Raw genomic sequence first — 16228 nt, 5'->3', positions numbered from 1 at the left:
TCGCGGGGGCGGGAGGCCGGGCGTCTGGCATCCCGGACTGCAGGCGCGCACAGAGCGCACCGTAGCCGCCACTCGCGCGGTGGAATCGGAGCATGCGAGAAGATCAGCACGCGTCATCCGTCATCGTCGGCAGCGGAGCCCTGTCGATCGCCGAGGTCGTCGCCGTCGCGCGGCACGACGCGCGCGTCGAGCTCGATCCCGCGGCACTCGACTCCGTCGCCGCGAGCCGCCTCGTCGTCGAGGGCCTCGCGGCCGATCCCGAGCCGCACTACGGGATCTCGACGGGCTTCGGCGCCCTCGCGACGACGTTCATCGATCCGACCCGGCGCACCCAGCTGCAGGCGAGCCTCGTGCGGTCGCACGCCGCGGGCTCGGGCGACGAGGTCGAGCGCGAGGTGATCCGGGCCCTGCAGCTGCTGCGCCTCTCTACGCTCATGACGGCACGCACGGGCGCGCGCCGCGAGGTCGCCGAGACGTACGCCGCCATGCTCAACGCCGACATCACGCCGCGCGTCTTCGAGTACGGATCGCTCGGCTGCTCGGGCGATCTCGCCCCGCTCGCGCACGTCGCCCTCGCGGCGATGGGTGAGGGAGAGGTGCGCGTCGGCGGGTCGCTGACACCGGCATCCGCGGCCCTCGACGACGCCGGCATCGCGCCCCTCGTGCTCGCCGAGAAGGAGGGCCTCGCGCTCATCAACGGCACCGACGGCATGCTCGGCATGCTCGCCCTCGCGATCGACGACCTGCACGCGCTGCTCACGACGGCCGACATCGCGGCCGCGATGAGCGTCGAAGGGCTGCTCGGAACGGATGCCGTCTTCGCCGCAGACCTGCACCGACTGCGACCTCAGGCGGGTCAGGCCGTGTCGGCCGCGAACCTCCGCGCCCTGCTCGCCGGTTCGCCCGTCGTCGCGAGCCACCGCGGCCCGGAGTGCACCCGCGTGCAGGACGCCTACTCGCTGCGGTGCGCACCGCAGGTGCACGGTGCTGCCCGCGACACGCTCGCGCACGCGTCATCCGTCGCCGATGCCGAGCTCGCGAGCGCCGTCGACAACCCCGTGCTGACCCTCGACGGGCGCGTCGAATCGAACGGCAACTTCCACGGAGCGCCCGTCGGCTACGTGCTCGACTTCCTCGCGATCGCCGTCGCCGACGTCGCGAGCATGTCGGAGCGACGCACCGACCGGTTCCTCGACCGCGCGCGCAACCAGGGGCTGCCGCCGTTCCTCGCGCACGAGGTCGGCGTCGACTCGGGCCTCATGATCGCGCAGTACACGGCCGCGGGCATCGTGTCGGAGCTGAAGCGCCTCGCGGCTCCCGCGTCCGTCGACTCGATCCCGTCGTCGGCCATGCAGGAGGACCACGTGTCGATGGGCTGGGCCGCGGCACGGAAGCTCCGCCGCGCGATCGACGGCCTCACGCGCGTGCTCGCGATCGAGGTCATGACCGCGGCGCGCGGGTTGCAGCTGCGCGCTCCGCTCGCGCCGGCCGCGGCGACGGGTGCGGTCGTCGCGCTCGTCGCGGAGACGGGCGCGGTGCCCGGGCCCGACCGGTTCCTTGCGCCCGAGATCGAGGCCGTGACGGGTCTCGTGCGCTCGCGCGCGGTGCGGGATGTCGCGGAGCAGGCCGCGGGCGCGCTGGGGTGACGTCGCCGGAACCGTCCGTTGCCGGCCGAAAGGCGTCGGATTCGTGCCGAGACCTGCGCGGATCGTCAGCCGGCAACCGTTGTGCACCCCGAGGCCGGATGGCAGACTAAACGGGTCGGCCCTGGCCGACGGAACGGTCACAGATGACGCCCAACGACGGTAGCGACACTCGACGAGGCCGAGCCCCGAGTGCTCGGCGGATGCCCTCCGCCCTGACCGCCCTCACTCTCGCGGCGCTCCTGTCGACCGGACTCGGAGCCCCCGCGCACGCCGACGAGGTCGAGCCGACGCCGACCTCGTCCCCGATGACGAGCACGCCGACGCCCGACCCGGTGACGCCGTCGCCCAGCGAGCCGGCGCCTTCGCCATCACCCTCGCCCTCGCCCTCGCCCGAGACTCCGACGCCCACGCCGACCCCCGAGCCGCCCGTCGAGTGCCCCGAGCCGACGGATGCCGCGAGCGATGCGACGACGGATGCCGCGACTCCCCCACCGACCGTACCCGCCGAGGATGCGACACCCGACCCGTGCGCCGTCCCGGAGACACCCACGCCGACGCCCACGCCCACGCCGACGGCCCCGCCCGCGCCCCCGGCCCAGGTCGCACCGCCCGCCGCCGTGCCGCAGACGATCCGCCCGACGCGACCGTCGACGGTGAACGCCGCAGCGGTCGCCGCGCGCACCCGACTCACGACGGCCCTCGCGTCTCTCGACACCGCGAAGCGCGAGTACGAGATCGCCGTCGTCACGTCGAGCCGCGCGCAGCAGCTCCTCGACACGCTCGAAGGCCAGCGCGCCCGCGCACGAGCCGACGCCGATGACGCCGCCGCGGTCTACATCACCGCTCTGCGCGGCGGATCTCAGCTCGCCGGGCTCAGCGACATCGACGTCGTGTTCCGCACGGGCGGCGACCTGCTCGGCGGCCTCGGTTCACTCGATCGCCTGACAGGTCTCGCCGAAGACATCGACGTTCTCGCGGAACGCGCCGAGCGCACGGCCGCGCGAGCCGACGAACTCGACGACCGCGCGGCGGCCGCACAACGCACGGTCGACGAGGCCGGCCTCGCTGCAGCGACCCGGGCCGTCGATGCCGCCGAGAAGGCCGTCGAAGCCGCGCGATCGAGCCTCGCGCAAGCCGCGTCGACGGCAGCGGTCGAGGTCTCCGCTCTCATCGACCTGCCCCTCGATTCGGGTCAGCTGAGCGAACTCGGCTGGACGGCCCCTGTCGTCGGTCGCGTCACCGACGGATTCGGCTGGCGCCTCGACAAGCCGCTCGCGAACGTCAACGACTTCCACGCGGGCACCGACATCGCCGCCCCCTGCGGCACCCCGATCTTCGCGGCGACCGGCGGCACCGTCGTCGAGGCCCGCAGCTTCGGAACCTACGGCAACTGGGTGCTCATCGACCACGGCGCAGGCGTCTCGACGGGGTACGCGCACATCCTCGACGGCGGAACCCTCGTGAGCGTGGGCGACCGCGTCGCCGCGGGGCAGACCATCGCCGTCGTCGGCAACACGGGCGCCTCGACCGGATGCCACCTGCACCTCGAACTCCGCCTCGACGGCATCGCGATCGACGCCCTCCCCTTCTTCGCCGCCCGCGGCGTCACCCTCGGCTGACCCCGCGCCCGCGCCGCGCGCCCGCCCGCGCCGCTCTCGCGCGCGCCAACGCTCCCGCCGAAAGGTCAATCGCTCGGGGTGCAAGGCCCTCACCACCCCGACAAATCTCCCACTCGGCCAGGACTCAACGACGGATGACACACGCCCACGTCATCCGCTCGCCCAATGCTCACTCAACGACGGATGACACGCACGAGTCATCCGCTCGCCCAAGGCCCCCCCGCACCCCGCCCCTCGGTCTCCGACGCCCTTTCCCGAAAGGTCAATCGCTCACGGTGCGGGCCACCCACCATCCCCACAAATCGCCCACTCGGTCATCGCGCGCGCCAACGCTCCCGCCGAAAGGTCAATCGCTCGGGGTGCAAGGCCCTCACCACCCCGACAAATCGCCCACTCGGCGAGGACCGAACGACGGATGACACACGCCCGCGTCATCCGCTCGCCCAATGCCTCATCCCGCACCCCGACTTCCCACTCCGCTTCTCGAGAGGTCAATCGCTCACGGTGCGGGCCACCCACCACCCCGACAAATCGCTCACTCGGCCCACACCCCGGTCTGGGATACCGGACGGCGTGCGACCGGCATCCGTTGTCGGGGCGCGGGCGCTCCGCGAGCATCGACTCATGACCGGACCCCGACCCGTGCGTGCCGCCCGCGGCACGACCCTCACCGCGAAGAACTGGCAGACCGAAGCGGCCGTGCGCATGCTCATGAACAACCTCGATGCCGAGGTCGCCGAGCGCCCCGATGAGCTCGTCGTCTACGGCGGAACCGGCCGCGCGGCCCGCAGCTGGGAGGCTTTCGACGCGATCGTGCGCACCCTCAACGACCTCGAATCCGACGAGACCCTGCTCGTGCAGTCGGGCAAGCCGGTCGGCGTCTTCCGCACGCACGAGTGGGCGCCGCGCGTGCTCATCGCCAACTCGAACCTCGTCGGCGACTGGGCGACGTGGCCGGAGTTCCGCCGCCTCGAAGCGCTCGGCCTCACGATGTACGGCCAGATGACCGCCGGTTCGTGGATCTACATCGGCACGCAGGGCATCCTGCAGGGAACCTACGAGACCTTCGCCGCCGTCGCCACCGCGCTCGGCCGCGACTCGCTCGCGGGAACACTCACCCTCACCGGCGGATGCGGCGGCATGGGCGGCGCGCAGCCCCTCGCAGTCACGATGAACGGCGGCGCTGCACTCGTCGTCGACGTCGACGAAACCCGCCTCGCACGACGCGTCGACCACGGCTACCTCGACGAGTACACGACCGACCTCGACGCCGCCGTCGCCCGCGCCCTCGCCGCGAAGGACGCCGGCGAGGCTCGCAGCATCGGCATCGTCGGCAACGCCGCGACGGTCTTCGCCGACCTGCTCGAGCGCGGCATCGCGATCGACATCGTCACCGATCAGACGAGCGCCCACGATCCGCTCTCGTACTTGCCCGAAGGCGTCTCCGTCGACGAATGGCGCGAGCTCGCGGCATCCGACCCCGACGCGTTCACTGAGCGCGCCCGGGCGAGCATGGCGAAGCAGGTGCGGGCGATGGTGGGGTTCCAGGATGTCGGTGCGGAGGTCTTCGACTACGGAAACTCGATCCGTCGCGAGGCCGAGCTCGGCGGATTCGAGAACGCCTTCGCCTTTCCGGGGTTCGTGCCGGCGTACATCCGGCCGCTCTTCGCCGAGGGCAAGGGTCCGTTCCGGTGGGCGGCGCTCTCGGGCGATCCGGCCGACATCGTGGCGACCGACCGGGCGATCGTCGAGCTGTTCCCGCACGACGCGCACCTGCGCCGGTGGATCGAGCAGGCCGGCGAGAAGGTGCACTTCGAGGGTCTGCCCGCACGCATCTGCTGGCTCGGCTACCAGGAACGTCACCTCGCCGGCCTGAAGTTCAACGAGATGGTCGCCTCGGGCGAACTCTCGGCACCGATCGTGATCGGACGCGACCACCTCGACTCGGGGTCGGTCGCGAGCCCCTACCGCGAGACCGAATCGATGAAGGACGGCTCCGACGCGATCGCCGACTGGCCCCTGCTGAACGCACTGCTCAACACGGCGTCGGGCGCGACCTGGGTGTCGATCCACCACGGCGGCGGCGTCGGAATCGGGCGCTCGATCCACGCCGGGCAGGTCATCGTCGCCGACGGCACTCCGCTCGCGGCCGAGAAGATCGCGCGCGTGCTCGTCAACGACCCCGGCACGGGAGTCATGCGCCACGTCGACGCCGGCTACGAACGCGCGATCGACGTCGCCGCCGAGCGCGGCCTCCGCGTACCCATGCATGAGGCGCCGTGACCCGCACCCTCCTCACGAACATCGGCGAGCTCGTCACGAACGACCGCGCGCCCGGCCGCGAGCGCGGCGCCCTCGGCGTCATCCGCTCGGCTGCCGTGCTCGTCGAGGACGGCCGTATCGCGTGGGTCGGGTCGAGCGCCGAGCTCCCGGCCGACCTGCTCGCCGCGGCGACCGCGCCGACCCGCCCGCATGTTGCCGACTCTGGCGGGTCCGGAGGCCTCGACACCCACCAGAAGTGGCAACACACCGGCGGCGGGGCGGGGTCGGGCGGCGGTGCGGCGACGGATGACAGCAGCGAGGCCATCACCGTCGTGGATGCCGCCGGCCGGGCCGTCCTCCCCGGATTCGTCGACTCGCACACGCATCTCGTCTTCGCGGGCGATCGTTCGGCGGAGTTCGAGGCGCGCATGGCCGGGCGCCGCTACGAGGCCGGGGGCATCCGCTCGACAGTCGCTGCGACGCGTGCCGCGAGCGATGACGAGTTGCGCGCACGCCTCGCGGGCTTCGTCGACGAGTTGCTCGCGCAGGGCACGACGACGTTCGAGGTGAAGAGCGGGTACGGGCTGACCGTCGCCGACGAGGAGCGCGCCGTGCGGCTCGCGCGCGAGGTGACGCCCGAGGTGACGTTCCTCGGAGCGCACGTCGTGCCCGCGGAGTACGCCGAGGATCCCGATGCCTACGTCGACCTCGTCGTCGGACCGATGCTCGAGGCGTGCGCGCCGCACGCGCGCTGGATCGACGTGTTCTGCGAGACGGGCGCCTTCACTCCCGAGCAGTCGCGCCGCGTGCTCGAGGCGGGCGCGGCCCGAGGTCTCGGCGTCCGCGTGCACGGCAACCAGCTCGGGCCGGGTGGCGGTGTGCGCCTCGCGGTGGCTCTCGATGCGGCATCCGTCGACCACTGCACCCACCTCGACGACGCCGACGTCGCCGCCCTCGCAGGCTCGTCGACCGTCGCGACCCTGCTCCCCGGGGTCGAGTTCTCGACGCGCGAGCCCTACCCCGACGCGCGGCGACTGCTCGATGCGGGAGTCACCGTCGCCCTCGCGAGCGACTGCAACCCGGGCTCGAGCTTCACGAGTTCGCTGCCGTTATGCATCGCGGTCGCCGTGCGCGACATGGGCATGACGGTCGACGAGGCCGTGTGGGCGGCGACCGCGGGTGGCGCGGCGGCCCTGCGGAGAACGGATGTCGGCGTCATCCGCCCCGGAGCGCGCGCCGATCTCGTGCTGCTCGACGCCCCGAGCGTCACGCACCTCGCCTACCGCCCCGGAGTTCCGCTCATCGCGGGCGTCTGGAAGGACGGCACGCGCCGAGCCTGACCGGCCCGCCTCTGCGAGTTGCCGCGAATGCCCCGTCCGAGTCGCCTCAGACGGGGCATTCGCGGCAACTCACGTCGTTGTGTTGCCACTTTCGGCCGGTGCGGAGGGCACCCGACCGGCCGAAAGTGGCAACATGGGGCGCACGACGGGCCCCGCGACGCCTACGCGGCGGCGCGCACCCAGGCGGCCGATTCAGGCGCGAGGATGCCGGCGCCCTGCGCCACACTCGAGACGAGCACGTCTCCCGTAGGGAGCTCGAACGGCTCGGCGCCGAAGTTCAGCAGCACGTGCCATCCGTTCGGGCGCACGTAGTGCAGCACGTCGGCGCGGCCGGTCTCGACCCACTCGAGCGTCTCGGCGCCCTGCAGCTCGCGGCGCAGTGCGAACGCACGGCGGTAGAGCGAGAGCGTCGAGTCGGGGTCGCCCTCCTCGGCCTCGACCGATGAGGCGCCGAACCACGACGGCTGCGGCAGGTGGGCGTCGCCCGCACCGAACCCGAACGACGAGCCGGCTCGCGTCCAGGGGATCGGCACGCGGCATCCGTCACGACCGATGTCGACGCCGGGGTTGCGGAAGAACGACGGGTCCTGGCGCTCGGAGTCGGGGATGTCGGCGACCTCGTGCAGGCCGAGTTCTTCGCCCTGGTAGATGTACGCCGAGCCCGGCAGACCGAGCATGAAGAGCGACGCGGCGCGTGCGCGGCGGAGGCCCAGCTCGCGGTCGAGCTCGGGCTCGGTGCCGCCCGAGAGAAGCCACTCGGCGCCGTGCTTGATCGTCTTCGACGAGCGACGCGGCAGTCCGTAGCGCGAGGGATGACGCACGACGTCGTGGTTCGAGAGCACCCACGTCGTCGACGATCCCGAGGCCTCGGCGAGCGCGAGGTTGTCGGCGACGATCGTGCGGAACTCGTCGGCGTCGAACTCGGCCTCGAGGAGGTCGAAGTTGAACGCCTGACCGAGACCCTCGGGGCTCGCGTAACGCGGGCGGCGGGCGGCGTCGACCCAGGCCTCGGCGACGGCCGTGCGCGGCGGGTCGTAGCTGTTGAACACGGCACGCCACTCGGCGTAGATGTCGTGCACCTCGTCGCGGTCCCACAGCGGGTGACCGCCGTCCTTCGGCAGCGCGTCGAGCTCGGCCTGGCTCGGCAGCGTGTCGCCGAACTTCTTGGCGAGGCCGTGCGCGACATCGATGCGGAAGCCGTCGACGCCCCGGTCGGACCAGAAGCGCAGCGTCTTCACGAAGTCGGCGCGCACCTCGGGGTTGTCCCAGTTGAAGTCGGGCTGCTCGGTCGCGAAGTAGTGCATGTACCACTGGCCGTCGCCGACGGCCTGCCACGCGGGGCCGCCGAACGCGCTCGTCCAGTCGGCGGGTGCGATCTCGCCGTTCTCGCCGAGTCCGTCGCGGAAGATGTAGCGGTTGCGCGCCGCCGAGCCCTTCGGCGAGGCGAGCGCCTCGACGAACCACTCGTGGCGGTCGGAGCTGTGGTTCGGAACGATGTCGACGATGATCCGGATGCCGGCGGCGTGCAGCGCGGCGGCCATCTCGTCGAAGTCCTCGAGCGTGCCGAGGCGCGGGTCGACGTTGCGGTAGTCGTCGACGTCGTAGCCGCCGTCGGCGAGCGCGGAGGGGTAGAACGGGCTGAGCCAGACGGCGTCGATGCCGAGCTCGCGGAGGTAGGGAACACGCGAGGTGATGCCGGGCAGATCGCCGAGTCCGTCACCGTTGGCGTCGGCGAAGCTGCGCGGATAGATCTGATAGACGGCGGCCTGTCGCCACCACGTCGGATCGACGCCGAGCACCTCCGCCCGCTCGTCGGTGCCAGTCGTCCTGCCCTGCAGATCGGTCACGAGTCGCCATTCCTTTCTGTGCCGAGATACTCCCGCGCACACTTTATCTAGGGTATAAATCTATTCTGTCCCCACGATCGTGGAGCACCGAGCGCGAAAGGTCAAGACCGTGTCAGAGAACTCTGCGGCAACGTCGCCCCACGTGCTGCGGCGGCTCAACGCCGAGCTCGTGCTGCGCTTCGCCTGGTCGACGACGGGCACGATCACGGCCAACGACCTCATCGCCCACACGGGCCTCACCCGCTCGACCGTCATCGGGGTGTGCGATGAGCTCGTGCGCCGCGGCTGGTTGGCCGAGACGGATGACGCGGGCGCCGACGAACCCCGTCGCGGCCGCCCTGCTCGTCGCTACGCCGTGCGTGCCGAAGCGGCCGCAGTGGTCGGCGTCGACGCCGGACGTCACCGCGTCAGCGCAGCCCTCGCCGATCTGCGCGGCACCGTCGTCGCGCGCGTCGAACGCCTCACCGACGGGGATGACTCGGGCGACGAGCGCCGCCGCACAGTACGCGCCGTCATCGACGACGTCGTCGCGGCAGCGGGCGTCGACCCGTCGACCGTGCGCGCTCTCTGCATCGGCGTGCCCGCTCCGACAGATGCCCACGGACATTCCCCTCTCGCCGACCATGGATTCTGGGCGACATCGAACCCCGGCTTCGTCGACGATCTCGCTGCGCCCGGCCGGCTCGTCGTCGTCGACAACGACGCGAACCTCGCGGCGATCGCCGAGGGTTCCGAGCCCGGCGGCAGCGGGGCGGATGCCGCGTCGTCGATCACCCTGCTCTCGGGCGAACGGCTCGGAGCCGGCCTCGTCATCGACGGGCGGCTGCTGCGCGGCGTGCGCGGCGGTGCGGGCGAGCTGCGCGCGCTCGAACACGTCGAGGGCGTCGGGTCGACCGCGGGCTTCGCGGCGCTCATCCGCGAGTGGGCTCGGGAGGCGGTGGCTGGTGCCGCTCAACCGACGTCGCCCGTCGCGGCCGGGGTACCCGGCGACACCGTCGCGCCGTCGAGCGTGCTGCACCGCGTCGACCTCGACGCCTCCGACGTGCTGCTCGCCGACCCGGCGACCGACCCCGCGGCAGCGGTACTCGTCGAGCGTCTCGCCGCGCGTCTCGCACGCATCTGCATCGTGCTCGGCGACCTGCTCGACGTCGATCGCGTGATCATCGCGGGAGCTCTCGCCGCGTCATCCGCTCGCCTCGTCGACTTGACGCGCGCGGCGATCGCCGCCTATGACGACCCGACGGCACCCGTCATCCTCGCCTCGACGCTCGGAGCCGATGTCGTGACGACGGGCGCGGTCCATCACGCCCTCGCAGCCGTGCGCGAGAGCGCCCTCGACCTCGATGCGGCTAGATCGACCGGAGCTTGAGGTAGGCACCGCCCGGGTCGGTGATGCCCGCGAGCGTGCCGTACGGCGTGACCTCGGGAGCCTCGACGACCGTCGCCCCCTTCTCGAGCGCACGCGCGACGGTCGCATCGACATCGCTCGAACCGATGTAGAGCTGCCACGCCGAGGGCGTCGACTCGGTCAGCCACGCAGAGCCGTCCATGACTCCGGCGAGGAGCTGTTCGCCGTGCTGGAAGTTGCTGTAGCGGAACTCGTCGGTGTCGCCCGCGACCGTGAAGGTCCAATCGAACGCGCGCTGGTAGAAGTCGGTCGCCGCGCGGAAGTCGGTCGTGTGGAGTTCGTTCCAGGCGACCGCGTTGGGTACCGCATAGGCATCCCACCCCTCGTGCCCGCCAGGCTGCCAGTATCCGATCGCCGCGCCGCTCGGGTCGATCGCGAAGCCCATGACGCCCATCGACGGAACATCCATCGGCTCGAACACGACCGTGCCGCCCGCCTCGGCGATCGCGGCCGTCGTCGCCGCCGCGTTGAGGGTCAGCAGGTACGTCGTCCATGCGGAGGGGGTGACGTCGTCGGGCTGTCGCTGCATGACACCCGCGACCTTCTCGCCGTCGCGGAAGAACGTCGTGTAGCCGCCGTAGGTCGCTTCGTCGCCGCGCTCGGCCGTCCAGTCGAAGACCGAGGTGTAGAAGTCGATCGCCTGATCGATGTCAGGCGTCATGAGGTCGGCCCAGCACGGGGCACCGACGACGCGGTCGTCCATCGAGATCATGTGAAGCTCCCTTCGCGCGGCGACTGCCGCTCCTCGCGCAACGCTACGCCGGGCGTCCGACACGGGCAATGGCCGGGGGTTCAGCCGCCCGTGGTGACGCGCTCGACCGGCTGCCTGAGGATCGTCGTGAGCTTCTCGGGCGCCGTGCGGCGCGGATCGCTCAGATAGATCTCGTGGTGGATGCCGGCCATCGCGAGGCCCTCCGACGGGATGAACTCGTCGTGCATCGCCGCGAGCACGGGGGCCTCGTCGTCGTACGACCCGATGTGCAGGGTCTGCACGCAGAGCCCTTCGTCGAGCGTGTCGACGCGCAGCCGCTCGATCGCCGGAGCCTTGCCCGCCCGTGCGACACCGTCGCGCGCGTCATCCACCTGCTCGGCGCTCAACCACTCGGGGACGAGCAGCATGGCCGTCCACCGCCAGCGCGATTTGTCGCGGGCGCTCGTGAAGTCGGCGTAGTCGTCCGACCACCACAGCGCCTCGAGCGGCGGCACGACGTAGTCGCGGTCGAGCTCGCGCTTGCTGAAGAACTTGAGCGCGTAGGCGACGGGGTACAGCGTCGCGAGGGCATCGGCGTACTCGACCGAGGTGTTCGGGTCGCCCGCGCCGTCGACCATGAGGTAGGTGCGCGGCGGCACCGTGATGACCTCGAAGCGGCCGCGCGGGGCGGTGTAGCTCGGGAGTTCTCGCTTCAGGTCGGTTTTCATGCGTCATCCCTGAGGGCCAGGCCCGCCGCGAACTCGAGCACGGTGAGGGCGGCGAGGCGGACGGTGCGGCCGTCGGCGGCATCCGTCGTCGCATCGATCTCGACGATGTCGGCCGAGCGCACCCGCGGGTCGCGGGCGGCGGCGCGCACGAACGCGCGCAGCTCCCACGCCGCGATGCCGCCGGGCACCGAGGCCGGGCAAGCGGGCGCGATCGAGCGGTCGCACACGTCGACGTCGACATCGAGGTGGATGGGGCCGCCCGCCGCTCCCGCGATCGCGAGCGCGTCGGCCATCACCTCGGCGGGGCGCCGATCGTGCAATTCATCGCGGTGGATGACGGTGATGCCGAGGACGGCGGCGCGACGGGCGTAGGCCGCGGAGTTCGCGAAGTCGGCGATGCCGATCTGCACGATGCGCGTCGGGTCGAGCCCGGCCTCGATGAGGCGCCGCACGGGCGACCCGTTCGAGATGCCGTCGCGCAGGTCGTAGTGCGCATCGAGCGTGATCAGGCCGGCCGTCGAAAGGTCGTCGCCCCACGCGCCGAGCGCCGTCGCGACCGTGACGGAATTGTCGCCGCCGAGGGCGAGGAGGGCGGTCGCGCTCTGCAACGCTTCATTGACGGCGGCTCGGGTGCGCGCCTCGCCTTCCTCGCCGTCAGGGTCGCGGATGTCGCCGAGATCGATGATGCTCTCGCCGATCTCGGCGATCGGGTCGATCAGCGCCGGGCTGTAACGGCGCAGCGCCTCGCGCACGGCGGCCGGCGTCTCGTCCGCGCGCGTCGGCGAGAGCGAGGTGCGGAAGGCAGGTACGCCGAGGAGGGCGAGGGCGGCGTGGCCTGATCGCGCGGTGTCGGGCCAGTCGCCGGCGCGCGGCCAGAGGGGATCCTGCGACAACGTGGTCATGCGTCGAGGGTATGACGGCGGGCAGGGTGGGCGCAGTGGGTGGGGAAGGTGCGGGTGTCTGGGATGCCGGATCAGGTCGGCGCACGATCAGTGAGGGTCACGGGATACCCGAGCTCATCGTTACTCCGAGCAGCGCCTCTCGCTATGCTGCCGCTATCCCGAGAGGAACTCGATGGCAGACATAGCAGGTCGCACACCGCTCTCGAAACGCCCCGTCTTCTGGGTCGCTCTTGTCGCGGCGATCGTACTCGTAGCGATCGCGTCGGTTGCGGTGACATTATCGGTGACGTCGGGCGGCGGTGCGAGCGCGGAGGCGCCGATCTCCGATCAAGCTACGAGTCCCGCATCCCCCGCGCCTGCCGAACCGACCGCCACAGACAGCGCCGAGCCGACGGCATCCCGGGTCGATATCCCGAGCAGTTGTGACGAGATCTACACGCGCGACCTCACCCCAGAGTTCGACGGGCTCGTTCTAAACCCCGAGTGGACGAACGATCCTGAGAAAGGGACAGGCCGGTACTTCGACGACGACATCACTGGCGTGGCCACATCGCAAACTGCTCTCACTTGCAAGTGGGGCGCGACGGGCGGAGGATCTGACCGCGGCCTGTTGACGAACGTCGTGAACATTGAATCGGATCAGATGACCGACCTACCCGCTCGACTGCAGGAGCTGGGGCAAACCTGTTACGACGAGTTGGACGGCATCCGTTGCGTGTTCGAGACGCCGAAGACGGATGACGGCAATGCTGGTGAATCCCACTTCTTCCGGGAAAACATCTGGATCGCAACTCATTGGGTCAACACTGGCCCCGACGGATACACGCACGACATCGTTGCGGCCTTGTTCGGCTGAAGTCATCGCGGACTCGAGGCACGGTTCCGACGATCGCTCGAGCTCACGATGTTGAGTGGGCTTGGGCCGTCGTCAATCAGTCCTTGGTGAAGTGAGATCGGACTGATCGGCGACTGTTAGAAGAGATCCAAGTCGGCTGTCCCGGATCTCATGGCACATCTCAGGCACAGGATGGAGCCGAATGCTAGGCGCCAGCCCAGCGATTCGGGTCGAAGAGATCAAGACGGACGTAGTGCTGCGGAGGAGGACAACGGTAAGGAATCTGCGATCAGCTTGAAAGTCTCGCTGGACGGGATGAACGGCGACGACCTAGCAGCTTACGAACAGCGGAATCACCAACGGCCTCCTTCTGACGCACAACGACCTTCCAAGTGTGGAGCTTCGAACCGGCCTCGACGATCACATCGAGACTCGTATTAGGAGGGCCCTCTCACGGCAGTCGCGGACTTGTATTCCATCTGCCGGATCGGGATGGATCGGTTGATGGCGGCGTGCTGAACCTTTTATGCCACCCGAGAAACCACATCGACCTTTGCGAGCTTGACCCAGCCGATGGGCTTTACTTCGCGTTCCAATTGATGATCGGCATCCGGGCACGCGCTTGCCTGGCCCCATCTTCCGGCTTGTGGGCCAACGAGATCGCCAGTTTCAGTCGCGTGGCGGCTTCGGATTAATCTTGTCTGCGAGGTTTCGAAGGTCGGCGAGCGAGCCGTCGGAGTGGTTCGCAAGCATGGCCGCCATCAGATAGTCCTTGCCGCGTTCGTCCAGCCAGCCGTGCTCGTAGAGTTCATCGAGGTCACCCTTGACCGTGTAGCTACCGGGCGGGCTCGTGTAACCGTTGTAGCCGGAGAAGTCGAGGTGCTCGTGAATCTCTCGAACTTCGTCTGGACGTTCATCCTCGAGATACCGACCCTCCCGCAGGTCGTAGGCGCCATGTATTTCGGCCCACCCGCGCGACGGGTTGCCCGCCCAGTCAATGACCATGAACTGCAGATCGTCAGCGAAGAAGCGAGTCATATCGCGCACATCCGGATATAGCGCGGCTACGAACCGACCATGCAGTGGGCCACCGGACCGGGTGGTGACGACGTCGATGCCTTTGAAAATGGGCTCGAGGTGATTCTTGCTCGCTCGAATCACAGTGAGTTGTCGCTCGTGACGACCTGCGAGAGATTTCGCGAGCTTCAATCCCTCGTCGTGGTTGTGCTCGCCTTCGATCCAACTGAGGTAGTAGTAGCGAGGCAACGGCGACGGAAGGTCTGGCATACGCACGAATGTACCGGTCGCCTACGACACGCGTCCTCCGACCTTCGGGCGTCGGGCTCTGCGCGAGCGCACGCGGCACGGCCCTTCGGTCAAACGTCTGAGTCCGTCCGTCTCCCGGTCGGGCGAATAGGTCGTGCGTTCGCAAACACGTGAACAGGGTCATCGCATTGAGACCCTGGGGCCTCGTGCGTAAGTTCGGGACGTAGAAACGAGTCGAGGTTCACGGTAGCGTTCCACCATGAGTCCCGAAGCGGGTAACGACATCTCCGGCCCGTCGGACTCCGGCCCGGGCGAGGCGGGCCTGCGCGCCGGCGAAGAGCCAGAAGACCTAACGGCAGAAGCCGATGACATTCCCACGGACCTTGCCGCCATTGGCAACCTGCCGGGAACCGAAGATGTACTGCGCAAGTTTGCCACTCTCGGTGCGCAGCAGGCTTTCCAGATAGATCCAGCCATCCTCAAGCAGGTTCTGGTTCCGATGCGGGGCCTTGAGGTGGGCATCAATTCTCCCGCGCAGGAGGTGTTCAAGTGGCTCAGCCCCGCGCTGCTCGAATCCCTAAGACTGGCACCACTCGAAGGTCCCGATTCATTTTGGAAGTCGATCACCCTTACGAGTCGCTTCCTGCGGGATTCTGCGTCCGTCGAGTCGCTCTATTCGGCCGCGCAACTGGCAGCTGCCGCCGGATCGGAGCCGACATCCAAGCCGAGGGCATCGCGCACACCGGAGGTCTTCTTTAGCGAGCATGTTGTTGAAATTTGCGATGTCCGCTCACTACTGAAGGCTCTCAGCGCGGTGCAGACAAAGCATCATCTGCATCGACCTGTGTGGCGAGGACAACAAGATGCAGCATGGGCCGTCCATAGTTCCCTACACCGGCAATTAGAGCAGAGCGCGAAGGTGGACGAGGACCGCCTGATTGCCGCTGAGATCGCCACGTTAGATTCCGGACGAGAGTGGGGGAAACGCGTTCGCCGACCTGTCGAGTTCTTCGCAAAGCTTCAACATCATGGGGCACCCACGCGACTTCTGGATGCGACAGTCGACCCAGAGATCGCGACGTGGTTCGCAGTTGAAGCTCATCCCACGCTCGATGAAGTCGATGGATTAGTCCTTGGCTGGGGACGGGCACCGCGCAGACAATCGGGCATCTCCGAATCCGATGCCTCTGTGCCAGACGGAGATGGCGTGCCATTTTGGCACGCCTGGACGGACAATGAGCAACGACGGCGTGTCGATTGGGGCACAGGCACGAAGACGTGGGCTTGGTTCCCTCCGGCCTTAAGTGACCGAATGCGCGCTCAACGTGCTGGATTCCTCCTCGAAGCGGGGCCGATTCTCACGAAAGATGTCGAGTCCATATTCTCAAACGCGCTCTCCCAGGACTGGCGCGCTTCAGAGATCGTCAGAGCAACATCCATCGTTGGATTGCCATCGCGTCACGATGTCCTGACGAAGCCAAACGACGCGAACCTCGTGCCGCTGTTTGCGTTCCGGATTCTCGCCCGCGCGAAACGTGATATTCGCGAGTACCTCAAGCTCAAAGGGCTCACCTACTCCTCCGTCTATCCCGACATTGGCGGACTGGTACAGCACCTCCGCGGCCCCTATGGCCCGCGATAGTTCCAGTGCAAGAATTTGTAGGTGAACCTGAGCGGTTCTCGT

General features: G+C 69.1%; 12 protein-coding genes. 7 read left to right on the top strand and 5 right to left on the bottom strand.

Features of this window, described 5'->3' with window-relative positions; genetic code table 11:
• The first annotated feature begins 92 nt into the window (after nucleotides 1-92).
• From hutH to hutI, 4 genes are all read left to right on the top strand, one after another.
• Nucleotides 93-1646 carry a histidine ammonia-lyase gene (hutH, locus tag BJ972_RS14135; protein WP_129176337.1) on the top strand — a complete coding sequence of 518 codons (1554 nt, stop codon included), beginning with the start codon at nucleotides 93-95 and terminating at the stop codon, nucleotides 1644-1646.
• 200 nt (nucleotides 1647-1846) lie between these two features.
• Nucleotides 1847-3265, top strand: a complete 1419-nt coding sequence (locus BJ972_RS17410; RefSeq protein WP_241830871.1) for a M23 family metallopeptidase — start codon at nucleotides 1847-1849, stop codon at nucleotides 3263-3265.
• A 624-nt stretch (nucleotides 3266-3889) separates the two neighbouring features.
• Nucleotides 3890-5548 (top strand): urocanate hydratase, encoded by a 1659-nt coding sequence (gene hutU / locus BJ972_RS14125; RefSeq protein WP_129176339.1) that lies wholly within the window; start codon nucleotides 3890-3892, stop codon nucleotides 5546-5548.
• Nucleotides 5545-6867, top strand: a complete 1323-nt coding sequence (gene hutI / locus BJ972_RS14120; protein ID WP_241830872.1) for an imidazolonepropionase — start codon at nucleotides 5545-5547, stop codon at nucleotides 6865-6867. The genes hutU and hutI overlap by 4 nt, the downstream gene beginning before the upstream one ends.
• A 161-nt stretch (nucleotides 6868-7028) precedes the next feature.
• On the opposite strand, the gene BJ972_RS14115 is transcribed toward hutI, so the two are convergent.
• The gene (locus BJ972_RS14115) at nucleotides 7029-8705 is read right to left on the bottom strand and encodes a glycoside hydrolase family 13 protein (protein ID WP_129176448.1); all 1677 of its coding nucleotides are present in this window, start codon (nucleotides 8703-8705) and stop codon (nucleotides 7029-7031) included.
• Nucleotides 8706-8823: 118 nt separating this feature from the next.
• Between BJ972_RS14115 and BJ972_RS14110 the strand changes: the two genes are divergently transcribed.
• The gene (locus BJ972_RS14110; protein ID WP_129176341.1) at nucleotides 8824-10083 is read left to right on the top strand and encodes an ROK family protein; all 1260 of its coding nucleotides are present in this window, start codon (nucleotides 8824-8826) and stop codon (nucleotides 10081-10083) included.
• On the opposite strand, the gene BJ972_RS14105 is transcribed toward BJ972_RS14110, so the two are convergent.
• From BJ972_RS14105 to BJ972_RS14095, 3 genes are all read right to left on the bottom strand, one after another.
• Nucleotides 10064-10834, bottom strand: coding sequence for a VOC family protein (locus BJ972_RS14105; RefSeq protein ID WP_129176343.1), 771 nt, complete (start codon nucleotides 10832-10834; stop codon nucleotides 10064-10066). The genes BJ972_RS14110 and BJ972_RS14105 overlap by 20 nt on opposite strands.
• 80 nt (nucleotides 10835-10914) lie before the next feature.
• Nucleotides 10915-11541, bottom strand: coding sequence for a GyrI-like domain-containing protein (locus BJ972_RS14100; protein WP_129176345.1), 627 nt, complete (start codon nucleotides 11539-11541; stop codon nucleotides 10915-10917).
• A complete protein-coding gene (locus BJ972_RS14095; protein WP_129176347.1) occupies nucleotides 11538-12443 on the bottom strand; it encodes an arginase family protein in 906 nt (301 codons plus the stop codon). The genes BJ972_RS14100 and BJ972_RS14095 overlap by 4 nt, the downstream gene beginning before the upstream one ends.
• Before the next feature lie 172 nt (nucleotides 12444-12615).
• Between BJ972_RS14095 and BJ972_RS14090 the strand changes: the two genes are divergently transcribed.
• Nucleotides 12616-13299: a hypothetical protein gene (locus BJ972_RS14090; RefSeq protein ID WP_129176349.1), complete on the top strand. Its 684-nt coding sequence runs from the start codon at nucleotides 12616-12618 to the stop codon at nucleotides 13297-13299.
• Nucleotides 13300-13947: 648 nt separating this feature from the next.
• On the opposite strand, the gene BJ972_RS14085 is transcribed toward BJ972_RS14090, so the two are convergent.
• Nucleotides 13948-14565, bottom strand: a complete 618-nt coding sequence (locus BJ972_RS14085) for a hypothetical protein (protein WP_129176351.1) — start codon at nucleotides 14563-14565, stop codon at nucleotides 13948-13950.
• Nucleotides 14566-14803: 238 nt separating this feature from the next.
• On the opposite strand from BJ972_RS14085, the gene BJ972_RS14080 reads away from it, so the two are divergent.
• Nucleotides 14804-16186: an FRG domain-containing protein gene (locus BJ972_RS14080; protein WP_129176353.1), complete on the top strand. Its 1383-nt coding sequence runs from the start codon at nucleotides 14804-14806 to the stop codon at nucleotides 16184-16186.
• Nucleotides 16187-16228 lie beyond the last annotated feature (42 nt).

It is taken from the genome of Agromyces atrinae, assembly GCF_013407835.1.
GTDB classification, from domain to species: domain Bacteria; phylum Actinomycetota; class Actinomycetes; order Actinomycetales; family Microbacteriaceae; genus Agromyces; species Agromyces atrinae.
This window is presented reverse-complemented; position numbering and strand designations above follow the sequence as displayed.